Source organism: Rhodococcus sp. 15-2388-1-1a (assembly GCF_002259145.1).
GTDB lineage: Bacteria > Actinomycetota > Actinomycetes > Mycobacteriales > Mycobacteriaceae > Rhodococcoides.
In genome coordinates this window covers 246,418-263,881 of sequence record NZ_NPFP01000039.1, presented here as the reverse complement: position 1 = coordinate 263,881, position 17,464 = coordinate 246,418, and the positions used below count along the sequence as shown (strand labels likewise).

Here is a 17,464-nt window from a genome sequence, read left to right as displayed (position 1 = left end):
ACTAGTCCTTCTTTGCTTCCTCGGCCTCGGGGGCGTCCGACGCGTGTGCGTCGTTGTCCTCGATGCCGTCGATGACTGCGTCGGCGTTGGCAACCTCGGCGTCGGTCGCGTCGGCTTCGACAACCTCGACGACGTTCTCGTCGGTCGCGTCCTCGGCCGGAGCCTCGGTTGCGGCGGGAGCAGCCTGCGAAGCCTTCACGCGGCGAGCGCGATCGGCTTCGTTGGACACCGTCTGCTCGTTGACGAGCTCGATGATGGCCATCGGCGAGTTGTCACCCTTGCGGGGGACGGTCTTGATGATGCGCGTGTAGCCACCGTCGCGATCGGCGAAGAAAGGCCCGATCTCGGCGAACAGCTTGTGCACGACATCTTTGTTGTTGATCGTCTTGAGAACCTCACGACGATGCGCCAGATCACCCTTTTTCGCATGGGTGACGAGCTTCTCGGCGTGGGGACGAAGGCGCTTGGCCTTCGACTCGGTGGTGGTGATGCGGCCGTGCTCGAAGAGTGACGTCGCCAGGTTGGCCAGGATGGCCTTCTGGTGCGACGCCGACCCGCCGAGACGGCGGCCCTTGGTGGGCTTGGGCATGATGAATCTCCTAGTAAGAGCTCCAGCGAGCTGATTACAGCTGTTCTGTCTCGGCGTAGTCCTGCTCGGCACCTTCGGTGTCGCTGAAGGAGCCGGCGTCGGTGTCACTCCACGTGCCCGTGGTGGCGTCGTAGCCAGGCACGGTGCTCGGATCGAACGACGCGGGGCTGTCCTTGAGGGAGAGGCCGAGCGAATGCAGCTTGACCTTCACCTCGTCGATGGACTTCTGCCCGAAGTTACGGATGTCGAGCAGATCGGACTCGGTACGACCAACCAACTCGCCGACGGTGTGAACACCCTCGCGCTTGAGGCAGTTGTAGGACCGGACGGTGAGGTCCAGATCCTCGATGGGGAGTCCGAAGGAAGCAATGTGATCGGCCTCGGCGGGCGAGGGTCCGATCTCGATGCCTTCTGCTTCGACGTTCAGCTCACGGGCGAGGCCGAAGAGCTCAACCAGGGTCTTGCCCGCCGAAGCGAGCGCGTCCCGCGCGGTGATGGAATTCTTGGTCTCCACGTCGAGAACGAGCCGATCGAAGTCGGTGCGCTGTTCGACGCGGGTGGCCTCCACCTTGTAGGTGACCTTGAGCACGGGTGAGTAGATCGAGTCGACCGGAATACGGCCGATCTCGGCACCCGATGCCTTGTTCTGAACGGCGGGGACGTAGCCGCGACCGCGCTCGACGACGAGCTCGATCTCCAACTTGCCCTTGTCGTTCAGGGTCGCGATGTGCAGATCGGGGTTGTTCACCGTGACGCCGGCCGGAGGCACGATGTCGCCTGCGGTCACAGCGCCGGGGCCCTGCTTGCGGACGTACATGGTGACCGGTTCGTCTTCTTCGGAGCTCACCACGAGGCCCTTGAGGTTCAGGATGATGTCGGTGACATCTTCCTTGACTCCGGGGACGGTGGTGAATTCGTGGAGGACGCCGTCGATACGGATGCTGGTGACAGCAGCGCCGGGGATCGACGACAGCAGGGTGCGGCGGAGCGAGTTGCCGAGTGTGTAACCGAAGCCGGGCTCGAGCGGCTCGATGACGAATTTCGAGCGGTTGTCGGCGATGACCTCTTCGGTCAGCGTCGGGCGCTGTGAAATGAGCATTGTGTGTTCCTCCTGTACGGGCGTCCGCTATTTGACGCCCACGTGTGGAGGCGAAGACGCATGTGAGCCTCGCGGGGAGACTCACATGCGTGCTGCGCCTTACTTCGAGTAGTACTCGACGATGAGCTGCTCCTGGAGCGGCACATCGATCTGTGCGCGCTCCGGCAACCTGTGCACCAGGATGCGAAGACGGTTGGGAACGACCTGCAGCCACGGGGCGACGGGACGGTCGCCGTAGCTTTCGCGGGCGATCTGGATCGGCAGCGTCTGTGCTGACTTCTCACGGACATCGATGATGTCGTACTGCGAGACGCGGTAGCTGGGGATGTCGACGCGCTTGTTGTTCACCAGGAAGTGACCGTGCGTGACCAGCTGACGGGCCTGACGACGCGTACGTGCCAGTCCGGCACGGTAGACGACGTTGTCGAGACGACTCTCGAGGATGGTCAGCAGGTTCTCGCCGGTCTTGCCGACGGTCCTGTTGGCTTCCTTGTAGTACAGACGGAACTGCTTCTCCATGACGCCGTAGGTGAAGCGAGCCTTCTGCTTCTCCTGCAGCTGGAGCAGGTACTCGCTCTCCTTGATCCGCGCGCGGCCGTGCTGGCCGGGCGGGTAGGGACGACGCTCGAACGCTTGGTCGCCTCCGACGAGGTCGACGCGCAGACGACGCGACTTGCGGGTGATAGGACCGGTATAACGTGCCATTTTCTAAACCTTTCCTTCCCGCTAGACCCGACGCCGCTTGGGCGGACGGCAGCCGTTGTGCGGCTGAGGGGTGACATCGGAGATGGTGCCGACCTCGAGGCCAGCGGCCTGAAGCGAGCGGATCGCGGTCTCACGGCCGGAGCCGGGACCCTTGACGAAGACGTCGACCTTCTTGACGCCGTGCTCCTGTGCCTTGCGCGCAGCGTTCTCGGCTGCGAGCTGTGCGGCGAACGGAGTCGACTTGCGCGAGCCCTTGAAGCCCACGTGTCCCGAGGACGCCCACGAGATGACGTTTCCGGCGGGGTCGGTGATCGACACGATCGTGTTGTTGAACGTGCTCTTGATGTGCGCAGATCCGTGCGGGACGTTCTTCTTGTCCCTGCGACGCGTCTTCTGCGCCTTCTTCGGACCGGTACCGCGTGCTTTGGGGGGCATTACTTCGCCTTCTTCTTGCCGGCAATGGTGCGCTTGGGTCCCTTACGGGTACGCGCATTGGTCTTGGTGCGCTGTCCACGGACGGGCAGACCACGACGGTGGCGAAGACCCTGGTAGCAGCCGATTTCGATCTTGCGACGGATGTCGGCCTGCACCTCGCGGCGCAGGTCGCCCTCGACCTTGAGGGACTCGTTGATGTAATCGCTGAGCTTGCGCAGATCGTCGTCGCCGAGATCCTTGCTTCGCAGGTCGGGGCTGACGCCCGTCGCTGTGAGGATTTCCTTGGAGCGGGTACGGCCGACGCCGTAGATGTAAGTCAGTGCGATCTCCATGCGCTTTTCGCGCGGCAGATCCACACCTGCGAGACGTGCCATGTGGCATTTCCTTTTCTTGTCCGGAGGTCTGCTCCCAGTCCGTCCCCTGTGTCCTTCTCACCGCTGGGGTGTGAAGCGTCTTTCAACAAACTCAGTGGGGCCCCGGCCTCCGTGCCGGGGGTATGCCGCGACGCGTGTGTCGCGGTTGGTGCTGGGAGGTCATCTTCTAGCTGTTGCCAAGCCGACGTGCGAAATGCTCGGTGGTTATCCCTGACGCTGCTTGTGACGCAGGTTGTCGCAGATCACCATGACGCGTCCGTTACGACGAATCACCTTGCACTTTTCGCAGATCTTCTTGACGCTCGGCTGAACCTTCACGTCGTTGATCTCCTGTGTGTAGCTCGGCCCCGCTGCATGCAGTGGCCCCGAGCATGGTTCTCCCCGACCGGACGTGGCCGGGGAAGCTGTTACTTGTAGCGGTAAACGATGCGTCCACGCGTGAGGTCGTAGGGCGAAAGCTCCACAACGACGCGATCCTCGGGAAGGATGCGAATGTAGTGCTGACGCATCTTTCCGCTGATGTGAGCGAGTACCTTGTGGCCGTTTTCGAGCTCAATGCGAAACATCGCATTGGGCAGCGGTTCGACAACTCGGCCCTCTACCTCGATAGCACCGTCTTTCTTGGCCATATCCTCCGCGATCCTGGCTCTCACACCTGGTTGATTGCATCTGTTTCCGTTACCGTGATGCCCACTGACCGACCCGAATGAACGGGACGATGTGTCACCGGAACGGTTCGCAGCCCACCAGGGCACGCGAACATCCGGTACGCAGGGCGCACCGTCGATCCATGTTACCGGGTAAAGCACGTCTGGCCAAATGCGTCCCGCGTCCATGCTCCAGGTCATCGTTTGCCCCTCGTCGATTTCCTGGACTACCGTTCTGCCGGGCTGCATCACAGCCGCACAACTTCGGGCCGTCCCGCCTGCGCTCGCAGCGGCGGCCGTCTCCGCGACGACGACTACAAGGCACCCCTCTTGAAATCAGACACGCGCGCCGGAAACCCGGTCGTATCCGTCATCATCCCAGTCCACAACGCCAAGGATGTTCTCGACGATCAACTACGAGCTCTCGCTCGACAGGACTACGAGCATCCGTTCACGGTGATCATCAGCGACAACGGGTCGACCGACGGCCTTCGCGAACACATCGAGAACCATTGCCTCCGTGGTGCCCTGGACCTGAAGTACGTCGATGCCGAAGGAAAACCGGGCGCATCGTTCGCTCGTAACAGGGGCGCAGACGCCGCCCGCACCGAACTGCTCGCATTCTGCGACGCGGACGACGCGGTGCATCCGACCTGGCTCCGACGCATCGTTGCAGGCCTCGACGAGTACGGCCTGGTGGGTACCGGTTTGGAGACGGAGACACTGAACTCCGTTGCCACGCGAGCATCGACCCCCTTCGCACCGCCGTCGGACCAAGGCAAGTCGACGTTCCTCCCGTTCGCCATCGGTGCCAGCATGGCGTGCCGCAGATCGACCTACCGTGAGCTCGGCGGCATGCTCGAGCACGTACACGCGAGCGAGGACATGGAGTTCTCGTGGCGCGCACAGCACGCCGGCTGTCGATTGCACTTCATCGCCGAACCGCTGGTCTCGTACCGACTGCGCACCGGCCACCGGGAGAACTGGAAACAAGCAGGCGCTCTGGGGTACGGATCGGCTCACGTGCGCGGCCTCTACCGAGCACAGGGCTGCCCGCCCTTCCGGGCCCGATCGATCTCCGTCGCCCTGCTGATGCTCGGCGTACGGAACCCACTGCTTCCGACTGCGGTGACCAAGATGCCCACTCGGCTCTGGCTCCGTCTGGTGGCTGCGCACCTCGGCCTGGTCCGCGGCGGTCGACGCTACGGATCGTTGGCCTGGTGACCTGGCCGGGTCGGACCTAGCTGGGTCGCAGGGTCAGAATGCGGGGCCCGTCCTCGGTGACGGCAACGGTGTGTTCCCAGTGCGCGGACCGGGATCCGTCGGTCGTCACGACCGTCCACCCGTCGTCGAGGATGTCGGTGTCGTACGTACCGAGAGTCAACATGGGCTCGATCGCGAGGGTGGATCCGACGACCAGCTCCGGTCCCTTGCCGGGGGCACCCTCGTTCGCGAGGAACGGGTCCATGTGCATTTCACGGCCGATTCCATGACCGCCGTATCCGTCGACGATTCCGTACTTGCGTCCGTGCGCCTGCTCGGCCGCATGGGTTCCGGATTCGATGGCGTGCGAGACGTCGGTGAGCCGGTTGCCGGGAAGCATCGCGGCGATGCCGGCTTCCATCGACAGCCTCGTCGCCTCACTGAGCATGGCGTCGGCCTCGATGATGTCGCCGACACCGAATGTCCATGCAGAGTCTCCGTGCCAACCGTCGAGAACCGCCCCACAGTCGATGGACACCAGATCGCCCGCGACCAAGAGCTCGTCTGCCGACGGAATGCCGTGCACCACACGGTCGTTCACCGACGAGCAGATACTGCCGGTGAAGCCGTGGTAACCGAGGAACGACGGCACGGCACCGGCGTCACGAATGACCGCCTCGGCCACTCGGTCGAGCTCGAGTGTCGAGACACCGGGTACCGCCGCTGCCCGGACGGCAACCAGAGCAGCGCCGACGACCGCGCCGGCCGCAGCCATGGCGTCGAGTTCGCCGGCACTGCGGAACGGCACGACCTTGCGTTTACGGCCGAACGCCATTACTTGCCGTGGTCCTCGATGGACTTCAGCGCGCGAGCGTTGACCTCGTCCACCTCACCGATCGCGTCGACCGTGACGAGTTGACCCTCGTAGTAGTCGAGCAGCGGCGCGGTCTCGTCCCGGTACACCTTGAGCCGGTTCCGGATGACGTCTTCCTTGTCGTCCTCGCGTCCACGCGAGAGCATGCGTTCGACGACGACGTCCTCGTCGACGACGAAGGACAGTACGGCGTCGAGCCTCGCGTTCAGATCCGCCAGGATGCCGACCAGTGCCTCGGCCTGACCCACCGAACGAGGGAAGCCGTCGAGCAGGAAGCCGTTGACGGCGTCCGGCTCGGAGAGGCGGCTGCGGACCATGTCGATGGTCAGCTCACTGGGAACCAGATCGCCGGCATCGAGGTACTTCTTCGCTTCGAGTCCGAGGGCCGTCTTCTCACCGATGTTCGCGCGAAACAGGTCGCCGGTGGAGATGTGCGGAACGCCCAGCTTCTCGGACAGGAGAACGGCTTGGGTGCCTTTGCCGGCACCGGGGGGACCGAGCAGAACAAGTCTCACTTGAGGAACCCTTCGTAGTTACGCTGCATCAGCTGGCTTTCGATTTGCTTCACGGTGTCCAGGCCGACGCTGACCATGATCAGCACGGCGGTGCCACCGAAGGGGAGGTTCTGTCCTCCACCCGAACTACCGATGTCGAGGAACAGGTTCGGGAGCACGGCAATGGTGCCCAGGTAGACCGCGCCCGGCAACGTGATGCGACTGAGGACGTAGTTCAGATAGTCGGCGGTCGGCTTGCCCGGACGGATGCCCGGGATGAAGCCGCCGAACTTCTTCATTTCGTCGGCGCGCTCTTCGGGGTTGAACGTGATCGCCACGTAGAAGTACGTGAAGAAGACGATCAGACCGAAGAAGATCGCGATGTAGACCGGGTTCGCGGGGTTCACCAGGTACTCGTTGATGATGCGCTGCCACCAACTCGGATCGACCGCGGTGCTCGCCGAGGTGAGCTGGGCGATGAGGTTCGGCAGGTACAGCAGCGAGGACGCGAAGATCACCGGGATGACGCCGGCCTGGTTGACCTTGAGCGGAAGGTACGTGGACGAGCCGCCGTACATCTTTCGACCGACCATGCGCTTGGCGTACTGGACGGGAATTCGACGCTGACCCTGCTCCACGAAGACCACGCCGGTGATGATCAGGAACGCTGCGAAACAGACGAATCCGAACACCAACCCGCCGCGGCTCTCGAGGATCGAGTTGCCCTCGGACGGGATACGCGAGGCGATTCCGGCGAAGATGAGCAGCGACATGCCGTTACCGACGCCGCGCTCGGTGATGACCTCACCGAACCACATGACGACGGCTGCACCTGCGGTCATGACGAGCACGATGATGACGAGGCCGAAGATGGACTGGTCGGCGATGATGTCCTGCTGGCATCCCTGAAGGAGCTGCCCACGCGAAGCGAGGGCCACCAGGCCGGTCGCCTGCAGGATGGCCAGCGCGATCGACAGATAACGCGTGTACTGCGTCATCTTGGCCTGCCCCGACTGCCCCTCCTTGCGGAGTTCCTCGAACTTCGGGATGACGACGGTGAGCAGCTGCACGATGATGCTGGCGGTGATGTACGGCATGATGCCGATCGCGAACACCGAGAGCTGTAGGAGCGCTCCACCGGAGAACAAGTTGATCAACGAGTAGATGCCCGCCGAGTCTCCACCGGAGACCTGGTCGATGCATGCTCGGACATTGGCGTAGTCGACACCCGGCGACGGCAGTGTTGCACCGAAGCGATACAGGGCGACCAGACCGAGCGTGAAGAGGATCTTCCGTCTCAGGTCAGGAGTCCTGAGGGCCGACACGAAGGCGGAAAGCAAAGATCCTCCTGGCACGACTGCATTGACGCTGCGAGTGCATCGTCGGGAGCGCAACTGCTGCTCCCGTGAGCCTCACGAGCATGGACTGCAAGCGACATGCGTCGCCCGCATCGAAACGAACTTCTGTGAACTCTAGAACTCTAACAGTGCGTATCGAACCGCCCGACGGTCAGTGTTGGACCCTGTCCGTTCGGTCGACCTCGGCACGTGGTGCCGAGGCAACGATGGCCGCAGCTCAGCTGCGAGAGCTGTGGCTGCGGCCATCGTCACGAACTGCTGGTCGATGCGCTACTACTCAGCACATCGAACCGATGCTCATACCTCGGTTGCAGAACCGCCGGCAGCGGCGATCTTTTCCTTGGCGGAGCCCGTGAACTTGTTGGCCGAGATCTCGACCTTCACGGTCAGGTTTCCGTCGCCGAGAACCTTGACGGGCTCGTTCTTGCGAACGGCGCCCTTGGCGATGAGCTCGGGGATACCGATCTGACCGCCCTCGGGGAACAAACGCTCGATGTCGCGCAGGTTCACGACCTGGAACACGACACGGTTGCGGTTGGTGAAGCCCTTGAGCTTCGGGAGCCGCATGTGGAGGGGCATCTGGCCACCCTCGAAGCGTGCCGGCACGTTCTTGCGTGCGCCGGTTCCCTTGGTACCGCGACCTGCGGTCTTGCCGCGCTTGCCACCTTCACCACGGCCGACGCGAATCTTCGTCGACTTGGATCCGGCTGCGGGGCGCAGGTGGTGCAGTTTGATGGTCATGGTTAGACCTCCTCAACAGTTACGAGGTGGCGCACCGTGTTGACCAGTCCGCGGTTCTGCGGGTTGTCCTCGCGGACGACCGTCTGGCGGATGCCCTTGAGCCCGAGAGTACGCAGGCTGTCACGCTGGTTCGCCTTCTGGCCGATGGTGCTCTTGATCTGGGTGACCTTCAGCTGAGCCATTACTTCACCGCTCCTGCCTGTGCGCGTGCGCGCAGCATTCCGGCGGGTGCAACCTCTTCGAGGGTCAGGCCGCGGCGAGCCGCAACTTCCTCGGGACGCTGCAGACCCTTGAGGGCTGCGACGGTCGCGTGCACGACGTTGATGGCGTTGTCGCTACCGAGCGACTTCGACAGCACGTCGTGGACACCGGCGCACTCCAGCACGGCACGCACAGCGCCACCGGCGATGACGCCGGTACCGGCGCTGGCCGGACGCAACATGACGACGCCGGCTGCGGCTTCGCCCTGAATGGGGTGCGTGATGGTGCCGGCGATCATCGGGACGCGGAAGAAGCTCTTGCGAGCCTCCTCGACACCCTTCTGGATGGCCGCGGGAACTTCCTTGGCCTTGCCGTAGCCGACGCCGACCAGTCCGTTGCCGTCACCGACGATGACCAGGGCGGTGAAGCTGAAGCGTCGACCACCCTTGACCACCTTGGAGACGCGGTTGATCGTGACGACCTTCTCGATGAAGTTCGACTTGTCCGCAGCGTTGCCGCCACGGCCGTTGTCACGACGGTCACGACCGCCACCGCGGTTGTCGCCGCGCTGGTTGTTGTCGCCACCTGCGTTGGGGCCACTGTTCTGTCCGGCGGGGCCGCTTCCGCCGTCACGCCGTTGACGTCCCGGCATCAGGCTGTCCTTCCGTTGTCAGTCATTGTCATCATCAGAACGTCAACCCGCCTTCACGGGCTGCGTCTGCGAGTGCCGCGATGCGGCCGCTGTAGTTGTTGCCGCCGCGGTCGAACACGACTGCCTCGACGCCGGCTGCCTTCGCGCGGCTGGCGATGAGCTCGCCGACCTTCGCGCTGACGGCCTTCTTGTCGCCCTCGAGGGCGCGCACATCGGCTTCGATGCTCGACGCGCTGGCCAGCGTGTGGCCGGCGAGGTCGTCGATCAACTGCACGTGGATGTGACGCGAGGACCGGTTGACGACCAAGCGGGGACGCTCGGGCGTGCCGGAGATCTTCTTGCGAAGGCGGAAGTGACGACGTGCCTTCGACAGGCGACGCTTCGTCGAGACGTCGGTGCCACGCGGAGTGCGCTTGACGACGTTCGCCTTGTCTGCTGTTTGCTGGCTCATATCACTTACCCGTCTTTCCGACCTTGCGGCGGATCACTTCACCCTCGTAGCGGATGCCCTTGCCCTTGTACGGGTCCGGACGCCGCAGACGACGAATGTTGGCAGAGATCTGACCGACCTTCTGCTTGTCGATGCCGACAACGGTGAATCGCGTGGGCGACTCGACCGTGAACGTGATGCCCTCGGGTGCTTCGATCAGCACGGGATGGCTGTAACCGAGTGCGAACTCGAGGTCCTTGCCCTTGAGTACGACGCGGTAACCGACGCCGTGAATCTCCATCTTGTTGGTGTAACCGTTGGTGACACCGGTGATGAGGTTCGCGACGAGAGTGCGCGAAAGTCCGTGCAGTGCACGGCTCTTGCGCTCGTCATCGGGCCGGGTGACGGCGATGGTGCCGTCGTCGGCGCGAGCGATCTGGATGGGCTCGGCGACCGTCAGGCTCAGGGCACCCTTGGGGCCCTTGACCGCAACGTTCTGGCCGTCGATGGTGATATCGACTCCAGCGGGGACCGGTACCGGCAATTTTCCAATACGTGACATGGTGGTGGCCTCCCCTACCAGACGTAGGCGAGGACTTCTCCGCCCACACCCTGCTTGGCCGCCTGACGCTCCGTGAGCAGACCTGTGGACGTGGAGATGATCGCCACGCCCAGGCCGCCGAGAACCTTGGGCAGATTGGTGGATTTTGCGTACACCCGGAGACCGGGCTTGGAGACGCGTCGCACGCCGGCGAGGCTGCGCTCACGGCTCGGGCCGTACTTCAGATCGACGATGAGGGTCTTGCCCACCTCGGCGTCTTCCGTGCGGTAGTCGGAGATGTAGCCCTCGCGCTTGAGGATCTCGGCGATGTTCGCCTTGAGCTTCGAGTGGGGAAGCTTCACCTCGTCGTGGTACGCCGAATTGGCGTTACGCAGACGGGTCAAGAAGTCTGCAATTGGATCGGTCATCGTCATGGTGTGACCTGTGCACCTTTCTCGCAGCGGTTCCCATGCAGCATGCGCGAGCTGGTGCCCCTGGATTCTCGAGAACCCGGCGGGCCTGGCTCGTCACATCGTGGGCCTACAACGAAGTGAACATGTCCTGACCGACTGTTGCCGGTCAGGGGTTGCGCTCCAAGCAATGCATCGCTGCACTGCCAGGTGTTTCGAGCTTCCGCATTTCGATGCTGACGTACGGAGAACTCGAGGTTGCGTTTCTATTGCAAGGACTCGCGTGCAGGCACGACGAAGCCCGGGCAACCGCTCTAGTGTAGGGAACCGGGTGCCGTTCTCAAAATCGGGCGTGGTAGCGCTCGACGAACACCATGCCGGAAGGACGGGGCGGGTACGGCCGAGCCAGTCGGTTCGGTGCAGTAGTCTTCCGACATCATTTCATCGCTCCGGGGGGTTCGATGCGCACAACCGATTCTGTTGCCAGGACGGTCGACGTCCCACCATGGCCGGGTTCGTCCCGCACGACCCTGTGAAAGCCGATCCCGATCGGATCCGCCGTGCCTCTGCTCGGATGTCCGGCCTCGCCGACGTGTTGTGGGATGACATCGATATCGTCCGTCTCGCCGCAGAGGAATTGCTGGAGACCTCCTGGACAGGCGCTGCGGCCGATTCCCATGCAGTTCTGTGGGCGGAGTGGGTCGATTCGGCTCGGAAGATATGCGGCGCGCTCACCGAGGACGCGTGGCTGCTCGATGGCATTGCGACCGAATATGCCGCATCGGACAACGTGATCGATGAACACGTGGTGGATTCCGGCCTTCGGTTGGACCGTTGACGGCGCGCTACGTCGCCGACGTCGAGCAGATTCTCGCTCTTGTCGATCGCGCACACATAGTTGGAGCCACGATCGAATCGGCTATCGCCGATGTGGAGCGCGAGGTGAACGATCTCGGCATCGAATGGGAGGGCGAAGCGGCTGAGGCTCACCGCTCGAAGCACGAGCTGCTCCGGCAGGAATTGAACGATATGCGAACCGCGCTGGCGCAACTCGGCACGCTGGCGCGAGGCGCCCATGATCGCTACCGCGCAGCCGTCGACCACAACAAGCGAATGTGGCCCTGATGGCCCCGATCAGCGTCGACCCGCACATCCTTGCCGATGCGGCCTCCCAGTACAGCAGCGCCAAGACCATCTCGAGCGGCGCGATAGCGGAACTCGCCGCGGAACTCCACCGGAACTGGGGCTGCGCAGGCACCGACAACGCCGGAAAGTCTTGGGCAGACAGCTACGACTCCGCGGCATTCGACGCAGTCACCGCGGGGACCGACATCGCGAATGCGTTCGGCAAGCTCCACGACCTGCTTGCAACAACCGGCGTCAACCACGCCAACGCAGAGAATGCGAACACTGTTCCGCCGACCCCGCCGCTGCCCGCTCCCCCACAACTTCCTCATACGAGTACACCGCGGTTCAACGGTTCCTACGGCGGCGACACCGACGCCCCGATGGGGTGGGGGCTGATCACGCGATGGCTTCAGGGCCACATGTGGCCCAACGGTGATCCGGAGAAGTTGCGGGGTCTCGGAAGCGCGTGGCGCACCGCCGCCGAAGAGCTGAGACGAGCGAGCGACGCCACGAACTCCGCGTGGACCGACATGGAGGAACTTGCCTCCGACGAAGTGCCGCAGGCCCTCGCCCAAATGGACGGTGTCTACAGCGCTGCGCACAACGTCGCCGACCAGTTCGACACTCTCGCGAGCGCTTGCGGCGAATGGGCCTCGACCATTCAGGACGCTCACCAGAGCGTCATCGATATCGTGGGAACAGCCATCGTTGCCGGCACGATCGCCGGTGCAGTTGCCGGCTTCTTCACCCTCGGTGTGGGAACGGTCGCCGTTACCGGCGCGACGGGCAGCGTAATCGCCGGAAGTGTCATCGCCGTCCTCACCGGAGTGGAAGCGGCGTCCGCAATTGCCGTCGGTGTCACCGTGGCAACCGGGGCGGCGGCCATCGGAATTGCGATGGACGTGCAACCGCTCCTACAAGCAAGTCCGACGACCTTCAACGCAAACACTGGTGGGGGAAATTGGCACTACCATCCCGCGCCCCGGGGCGGTCTGCCAGGCTTTCCAAACGCCACACGAGGAAAACCGCTCAACCGCAGAACGCGGTGGACTGACGACAAAGGGAACATCTACGAATGGGATAGCCAACACGGCGCAGTCGAGAAATACAGCAAGAACGGCAAGCACTTAGGCGAATTCGATCCGAATACCGGAGCACAAACCAAGCCCCCAGATTCCACTAGAAAGCCTGGTCGATGACCAACCGAGGCCCGACATCTTGGTAACTCGAACCGGAGACGACGCCGGTTCACGACCGCTCGAGAATAAGGCAGCACGGTCTGACTACTACCAACAAGGAGAGGACAATGTGGTACTTGGAATCATACGATAACCAAACCGATTTGATCGCGGACAGCTATCCCCTGACTGCTATCACCGGAGACGAAATCAGAGAACTGATTGACGTCGATGAAAGTGAACTTCCACTAGAAATGGGACCGTACCCAGTCCCATTGGCCGACGTGCCGAAGTTCGCCAAGTACATCGAGGGCGATTTCAGGATCAGCTCCGATAATGAGTACTTCATCGGCCTGTTCACCGACTGAGGAAGGGCAGTCTGGCACCTGGAGGCCAGCTGTAACGCGACTGAAAACCGGCCCGAAATTCACGTGCTCGGGAGCATGACTGTCGACAACCAGTAACTGTCATTCGGCACCTGACATCACAACGCGCCCTGACACGGTCCGGAGGTTCAGATGCAGGCCTCGGGCACGCTTCAACCTCTTCCAATGTCGTCCGTGAGACTCACCGCCGCGTCGACGCCGCCCTGGGCTCAACCGCAGAGACGATGAAGCGCGGGCAACCGCTCAGTTTCCGCGTAGCCAAGCCTTTTCGCAACCCGCAGGCCCAGTTGGACACCCCGACGAGCACTTCTTCGCTAACGTCGGACCATGACGGACTCGAAGGCTGTCGACATCGACCACCTCACCCACACTCTGCGCGACCGCAACATCGTCGGGGTCACCATCGGCTGGGTCGACAACAACGGCATCGTCCGATCACGCACCGTGCCCACCGCAGAATTGACGGCAGTCGCGCGACGCGGAGTAGGAGTCACCGCGGTGTTCGCGGTGTTCGATTCGCACGACGGGATCACGTTCGCCCACGATGGACTGTCGACGCCGTCCGGCGATGTGCGGTTGATTCCGGTGATCGACAACGCGTCGAGCGTGGTCGCACTGGCCGGCCAACCAGGCTTGGCCTGGGTGCACGGCCGGCAGCTCTCGGCGGACGGCACTCCCTGGCCCTACGATCAACGCGCTGTTCTCGAGCGGCAGGTGCAACTGGCGGCCGATGCCGGTTTCGAGGTGCGGGCCGGATTCGAGATCGAGTTCGCGCTGACTCGCGAATCGGACGGCCTGTCCGCTCATCGGGGACCTGCCTACTCGGCGAACGCAGTACGCGATGTCGACGAATTCGTCGTTCTGTTGCTCCAGGCGCTGTCTGCGAATGGCCTCGACATCGGTCAGATTCATGCCGAGTACGGCGGCTCGCAGCTGGAGATCGCATTGAGTCCACTCGACCCACTTGCTGCGGCCGACGCGCAAGTACTCGCGCGGCAGACCATCCACTCAGCGGCGAAAGCTCAGGGCCTGCGGGCAGGCTTCGCTCCCCTGCCGTCGTCGAGCAGTGCAGGGAATGGTTGGCATCTGCACACGTCGCTGGTCCGCAACGGTCACAACGCGTTGACCGGGGACGGAGAGCACGGATTGTCCGAGACCGGGCGGTCGTACATCGCTGGCCTGGTTCGAGAACTCTCGGGACTCACGGCCATCACGGCACCGAGTTCGGGGTCCTTGCTGCGCCGTCGACCCGGCTATTGGGCCGGTGCCTTCGGATTCTGGGGCGTCGAAAACCGGGAGGCTGCAGTGCGACTCGTGCCTGCCACTCCCCTTCTCGGCCCGGAACACACCAACGTCGAGTTGAAGGCGTGCGACGCGTCCGCCAATCCGTATCTGGCGCTGGCCGTCACGATCGCGGCCGGCCTGTCGGGTGTGGCAGATGGCGCGCAGTTGCCGCCACCGGTTCAGGAAGATGTGGGCAGCTGGGATGATCCCCGACGCGACGCCGCTGGCATCTCCCCACTCGCGACGACCCATGCTCAGCAGCGGGAGAACCTGCTGTCGTCCGAACTGATCGCGAACGTGTTGGGCGAGGATCTTCTGGGCGCGTTCGTTGCGTGCCGGGACGCCGATGCAGCGTGGGCGGACAGTCACACGGAGGACGAACTGCTCGAATCGTTGCGCTGGATCTACTGACATGCTGCGACGGTTCCCCGGCGCAGGTGCGATCGTCTCTGCACTCGATCGTGTTCTGCCGCAACCGGATCAACTCTGCGGACCGTTCTCGGCATCGGTAGCGCTGACAGCCGTCATCGGCGACGACGCACCGGACGTCACCGCACTTGCGATCGCATCGGGATCCGCGATCTGGCCGGGCGAGATCGAGTCGGCCCGTCCTCCCGGAACGCCCCGGCTCACCGATGGGTGGGATGTGTTGCCGAGGGCCGTATCGACCGATACGGCCGGAACCACAGCGGCAGGTCTCGCGGCGGGCATCGAGACGGCGACCGATCACCGCGTTGCTGTCGTTCCGATCATGGGGCCCGGTGCCGAGGGATTGCGCCTGTTACTTGCTCGCCTTGCCGACGCGCCCTTCCGATTCGGCCTGGTGGCGAATGTACACACCGCCGAACTGACCGAATTCGATTGGAGCGTAGGACATTTCGTGACCGTCTGGGGCTTCGATCCGGTCGCGGACGTAGTAGCGATTGCCGACACCTATCGGGAACTCGGCGACTCGGATATGCCGCCCGGATGTAGGACCGTCTCCGCCGACGCCTTCGCGTCGGCGATGTCCGAGCGTGGTCTGCTGCTGATCGTCGACAACGAGGTTCATCATGCGGCGGTAGGTCTGGTCCGCTCGCTGGAGCTACGACACGACCTGTGGTCGGTATGAGTCGGGAGCCCTGAGAAACACGAAATGGGCGTGGGTTCCTGTCGGAACCCACGCCCATCAGCGTGGTGTGGTGAAGCCCGGAGGCCTCAGATCACCAGGAGCTCTTGCGAACTCCGGGAAGCTCTCCGGCGTGTGCCATCTCGCGCACGCAGATACGGCAGAGGCCGAACTTGCGGAACACGGAATGGGGACGGCCGCAGCGGTTGCAGCGAGTGTATGCACGCACCGCGAACTTCGGCTTCTTGTTGGCCTTGTTGACCAATGCCTTCTTCGCCATGGACTCAGTTCTCCTTGAACGGGAAGCCGAGGTGCTTGAGCAGCGCGCGGCCTTCTTCGTTGTTGGTTGCGGTGGTTACTACGGTGATGTCCATGCCGCGCGGACGGTCGATCTTGTCCACGTCGATCTCGTGGAACATCGACTGCTCGTTGAGGCCGAACGTGTAGTTTCCGTTGCCGTCGAACTGCGTGCCCGAGAGGCCGCGGAAGTCCCTGATTCGGGGAAGGGCAATGGAGACCAGACGGTCGAGGAACTCCCACATGCGGTCGCCACGGAGGGTGACGCGTGCGCCGATGGGCATTCCTTCGCGCAGCTTGAACTGTGCGATGGACTTGCGAGCCTTGCGGATCTCCGGCTTCTGGCCGGTGATGGCAGCGAGGTCGGCAACTGCACCGTTGATCAGCTTGGCGTCACGGGCGGCGTCGCCGACACCCATGTTGACGACGACCTTGACGATGCCGGGGATCTGCATGACGTTCTCGTATGCAAATTCGGTGTTCAGGGCGTCTTTGATCTCGGCGCGGTAGCGCGCCTTGAGGCGGGGCTGTTCGCCCGCGATGTTTTCGGTGGTAGTCATCTCAGATGTCCTTCCCGTTCTTGCGGGAAACACGAACGCGCTTGCCGGATTCCTCATCGGTCCGGTAGCCCACGCGAGTGGGGTTTCCGTCCGAGTCGACCACTGCGACGTTCGATACGTGGATCGGGGCTTCCTGAGTGACGATGCCACCCGAGGATGCGCCGCGCTGGTTGGCGGAGACCGCGGTGTGCTTCTTGATGCGGTTCACACCCTCGACCAGAACCTTGGAGTCAGCGGGGTAGGCCTGAATGACCTTGCCCTTGGCACCCTTGTCCTTGCCTGCGATCACGAGAACGGTGTCGCCCTTGTGCACCTTCATTTACAGCACCTCCGGGGCGAGCGAGACGATCTTCATGAACTTCTTCTCACGCAGCTCACGGCCGACCGGGCCGAAGATACGAGTTCCACGGGGATCGTTGTCGGGCTTGATCAGCACCGCAGCGTTCTCGTCGAAACGGATGTACGAGCCATCCGGACGGCGACGCTCCTTGATGGTGCGGACGATGACGGCCTTGACGACCTCACCCTTCTTGATGTTTCCACCGGGAATGGCGTCCTTCACCGTAGCTACGATGATGTCGCCGATTCCGGCGTAGCGACGTGACGAACCACCGAGAACGCGGATGCAAAGGATTTCCTTCGCGCCCGTGTTATCAGCGACGCGTACTCGCGACTCCTGCTGAATCACTAACTTCTCCTTGACCTGGATGTACGTACGTGCCGGATTTCCGTCCCGACACGCGCGGTCGGCTGCCGGGAGCGAGCGCACG

The 17,464-nt window shown here is 63.2% G+C and carries 27 protein-coding genes; 7 read left to right on the top strand and 20 right to left on the bottom strand.

Going from position 1 to position 17,464, the window contains the following annotated elements; genetic code table 11:
• Position 1 precedes the first annotated feature (1 nt).
• The 7 genes from rplQ to infA all read right to left on the bottom strand — a co-directional run bounded on the left by rplQ (position 2) and on the right by infA (position 3,831).
• Positions 2 to 589, bottom strand: coding sequence for a 50S ribosomal protein L17 (gene rplQ, locus CH302_RS21555; RefSeq protein ID WP_037188300.1), 588 nt, complete (start codon positions 587 to 589; stop codon positions 2 to 4).
• Between the two features lie 34 nt (positions 590 to 623).
• Positions 624 to 1,688 carry a DNA-directed RNA polymerase subunit alpha gene (locus CH302_RS21550; protein ID WP_008718222.1) on the bottom strand — a complete coding sequence of 355 codons (1,065 nt, stop codon included), beginning with the start codon at positions 1,686 to 1,688 and terminating at the stop codon, positions 624 to 626.
• 99 nt (positions 1,689 to 1,787) lie between these two features.
• Positions 1,788 to 2,393 (bottom strand): 30S ribosomal protein S4, encoded by a 606-nt coding sequence (gene rpsD / locus CH302_RS21545; protein WP_032397528.1) that lies wholly within the window; start codon positions 2,391 to 2,393, stop codon positions 1,788 to 1,790.
• Between the two features lie 21 nt (positions 2,394 to 2,414).
• A complete protein-coding gene (rpsK, locus tag CH302_RS21540) occupies positions 2,415 to 2,828 on the bottom strand; it encodes a 30S ribosomal protein S11 (RefSeq protein ID WP_027496331.1) in 414 nt (137 codons plus the stop codon).
• Positions 2,828 to 3,202: a 30S ribosomal protein S13 gene (rpsM, locus tag CH302_RS21535; RefSeq protein WP_008718227.1), complete on the bottom strand. Its 375-nt coding sequence runs from the start codon at positions 3,200 to 3,202 to the stop codon at positions 2,828 to 2,830. Before rpsM ends, rpsK begins: the two co-directional genes overlap by 1 nt.
• Positions 3,203 to 3,406: 204 nt before the next feature.
• Complete coding sequence (gene rpmJ, locus CH302_RS21530; protein ID WP_025347279.1) at positions 3,407 to 3,520, bottom strand: 50S ribosomal protein L36; 114 nt, start codon at positions 3,518 to 3,520, stop codon at positions 3,407 to 3,409.
• A gap of 89 nt (positions 3,521 to 3,609) precedes the next feature.
• Positions 3,610 to 3,831 carry a translation initiation factor IF-1 gene (gene infA, locus CH302_RS21525; protein WP_005140011.1) on the bottom strand — a complete coding sequence of 74 codons (222 nt, stop codon included), beginning with the start codon at positions 3,829 to 3,831 and terminating at the stop codon, positions 3,610 to 3,612.
• Between the two features lie 348 nt (positions 3,832 to 4,179).
• On the opposite strand from infA, the gene CH302_RS21520 reads away from it, so the two are divergent.
• Entirely contained in the window at positions 4,180 to 5,073 is an 894-nt protein-coding gene (locus CH302_RS21520) for a glycosyltransferase (RefSeq protein WP_176460746.1), read from the top strand.
• A 16-nt stretch (positions 5,074 to 5,089) separates the two neighbouring features.
• On the opposite strand, the gene map is transcribed toward CH302_RS21520, so the two are convergent.
• The 9 genes from map to rpsH all read right to left on the bottom strand — a co-directional run bounded on the left by map (position 5,090) and on the right by rpsH (position 10,777).
• Complete coding sequence (gene map, locus CH302_RS21515; protein ID WP_032397529.1) at positions 5,090 to 5,887, bottom strand: type I methionyl aminopeptidase; 798 nt, start codon at positions 5,885 to 5,887, stop codon at positions 5,090 to 5,092.
• On the bottom strand, positions 5,887 to 6,441 hold the full coding sequence (locus CH302_RS21510; protein WP_037188302.1) for an adenylate kinase: 555 nt from the start codon (positions 6,439 to 6,441) through the stop codon (positions 5,887 to 5,889). The genes map and CH302_RS21510 overlap by 1 nt, the downstream gene beginning before the upstream one ends.
• Complete coding sequence (gene secY, locus CH302_RS21505; protein ID WP_032397531.1) at positions 6,438 to 7,760, bottom strand: preprotein translocase subunit SecY; 1,323 nt, start codon at positions 7,758 to 7,760, stop codon at positions 6,438 to 6,440. The genes CH302_RS21510 and secY overlap by 4 nt, the downstream gene beginning before the upstream one ends.
• Before the next feature lie 315 nt (positions 7,761 to 8,075).
• Positions 8,076 to 8,519, bottom strand: coding sequence for a 50S ribosomal protein L15 (gene rplO / locus CH302_RS21500; protein ID WP_032397532.1), 444 nt, complete (start codon positions 8,517 to 8,519; stop codon positions 8,076 to 8,078).
• Positions 8,520 to 8,521: 2 nt separating this feature from the next.
• Positions 8,522 to 8,701 (bottom strand): 50S ribosomal protein L30, encoded by a 180-nt coding sequence (gene rpmD, locus CH302_RS21495; protein ID WP_008718256.1) that lies wholly within the window; start codon positions 8,699 to 8,701, stop codon positions 8,522 to 8,524.
• The gene (gene rpsE / locus CH302_RS21490; protein ID WP_032397534.1) at positions 8,701 to 9,372 is read right to left on the bottom strand and encodes a 30S ribosomal protein S5; all 672 of its coding nucleotides are present in this window, start codon (positions 9,370 to 9,372) and stop codon (positions 8,701 to 8,703) included. Before rpsE ends, rpmD begins: the two co-directional genes overlap by 1 nt.
• A 34-nt stretch (positions 9,373 to 9,406) precedes the next feature.
• Positions 9,407 to 9,823 (bottom strand): 50S ribosomal protein L18, encoded by a 417-nt coding sequence (rplR, locus tag CH302_RS21485; RefSeq protein ID WP_032365631.1) that lies wholly within the window; start codon positions 9,821 to 9,823, stop codon positions 9,407 to 9,409.
• Between the two features lies 1 nt (position 9,824).
• Entirely contained in the window at positions 9,825 to 10,364 is a 540-nt protein-coding gene (rplF, locus tag CH302_RS21480) for a 50S ribosomal protein L6 (RefSeq protein WP_032397535.1), read from the bottom strand.
• Between the two features lie 14 nt (positions 10,365 to 10,378).
• On the bottom strand, positions 10,379 to 10,777 hold the full coding sequence (gene rpsH / locus CH302_RS21475; protein ID WP_008718266.1) for a 30S ribosomal protein S8: 399 nt from the start codon (positions 10,775 to 10,777) through the stop codon (positions 10,379 to 10,381).
• Positions 10,778 to 11,258: 481 nt separating this feature from the next.
• Here rpsH and CH302_RS30235 point away from each other — a divergent pair, with 481 nt between their 5' ends.
• From CH302_RS30235 to CH302_RS21445, 6 genes are all read left to right on the top strand, one after another.
• Positions 11,259 to 11,591 carry a WXG100 family type VII secretion target gene (locus tag CH302_RS30235; RefSeq protein ID WP_037188304.1) on the top strand — a complete coding sequence of 111 codons (333 nt, stop codon included), beginning with the start codon at positions 11,259 to 11,261 and terminating at the stop codon, positions 11,589 to 11,591.
• Positions 11,588 to 11,878, top strand: coding sequence for a WXG100 family type VII secretion target (locus CH302_RS21465; RefSeq protein WP_037188306.1), 291 nt, complete (start codon positions 11,588 to 11,590; stop codon positions 11,876 to 11,878). Before CH302_RS30235 ends, CH302_RS21465 begins: the two co-directional genes overlap by 4 nt.
• Positions 11,878 to 13,080: a colicin E3/pyocin S6 family cytotoxin gene (locus CH302_RS21460; protein ID WP_217903127.1), complete on the top strand. Its 1,203-nt coding sequence runs from the start codon at positions 11,878 to 11,880 to the stop codon at positions 13,078 to 13,080. The genes CH302_RS21465 and CH302_RS21460 overlap by 1 nt, the downstream gene beginning before the upstream one ends.
• Positions 13,081 to 13,187: 107 nt before the next feature.
• Positions 13,188 to 13,427: a DUF7683 domain-containing protein gene (locus CH302_RS21455; RefSeq protein ID WP_037188308.1), complete on the top strand. Its 240-nt coding sequence runs from the start codon at positions 13,188 to 13,190 to the stop codon at positions 13,425 to 13,427.
• A 345-nt stretch (positions 13,428 to 13,772) separates the two neighbouring features.
• On the top strand, positions 13,773 to 15,140 hold the full coding sequence (locus tag CH302_RS21450) for a glutamine synthetase family protein (protein WP_052047375.1): 1,368 nt from the start codon (positions 13,773 to 13,775) through the stop codon (positions 15,138 to 15,140).
• Between the two features lies 1 nt (position 15,141).
• Positions 15,142 to 15,840, top strand: coding sequence for a DUF6885 family protein (locus CH302_RS21445; protein WP_037188310.1), 699 nt, complete (start codon positions 15,142 to 15,144; stop codon positions 15,838 to 15,840).
• Positions 15,841 to 15,931: 91 nt separating this feature from the next.
• On the opposite strand, the gene CH302_RS21440 is transcribed toward CH302_RS21445, so the two are convergent.
• Genes CH302_RS21440 through rplN form a run of 4 tightly spaced genes read right to left on the bottom strand, consistent with a single transcriptional unit; the run spans position 15,932 to position 17,382 of the window.
• Positions 15,932 to 16,117: a type Z 30S ribosomal protein S14 gene (locus CH302_RS21440; RefSeq protein WP_008718273.1), complete on the bottom strand. Its 186-nt coding sequence runs from the start codon at positions 16,115 to 16,117 to the stop codon at positions 15,932 to 15,934.
• A 4-nt stretch (positions 16,118 to 16,121) separates the two neighbouring features.
• Complete coding sequence (gene rplE / locus CH302_RS21435; protein WP_008718275.1) at positions 16,122 to 16,694, bottom strand: 50S ribosomal protein L5; 573 nt, start codon at positions 16,692 to 16,694, stop codon at positions 16,122 to 16,124.
• Between the two features lies 1 nt (position 16,695).
• Positions 16,696 to 17,013, bottom strand: coding sequence for a 50S ribosomal protein L24 (gene rplX / locus CH302_RS21430; protein ID WP_008718278.1), 318 nt, complete (start codon positions 17,011 to 17,013; stop codon positions 16,696 to 16,698).
• The gene (gene rplN / locus CH302_RS21425) at positions 17,014 to 17,382 is read right to left on the bottom strand and encodes a 50S ribosomal protein L14 (RefSeq protein WP_032397538.1); all 369 of its coding nucleotides are present in this window, start codon (positions 17,380 to 17,382) and stop codon (positions 17,014 to 17,016) included.
• Between the last annotated feature and the right edge of the window lie 82 nt (positions 17,383 to 17,464).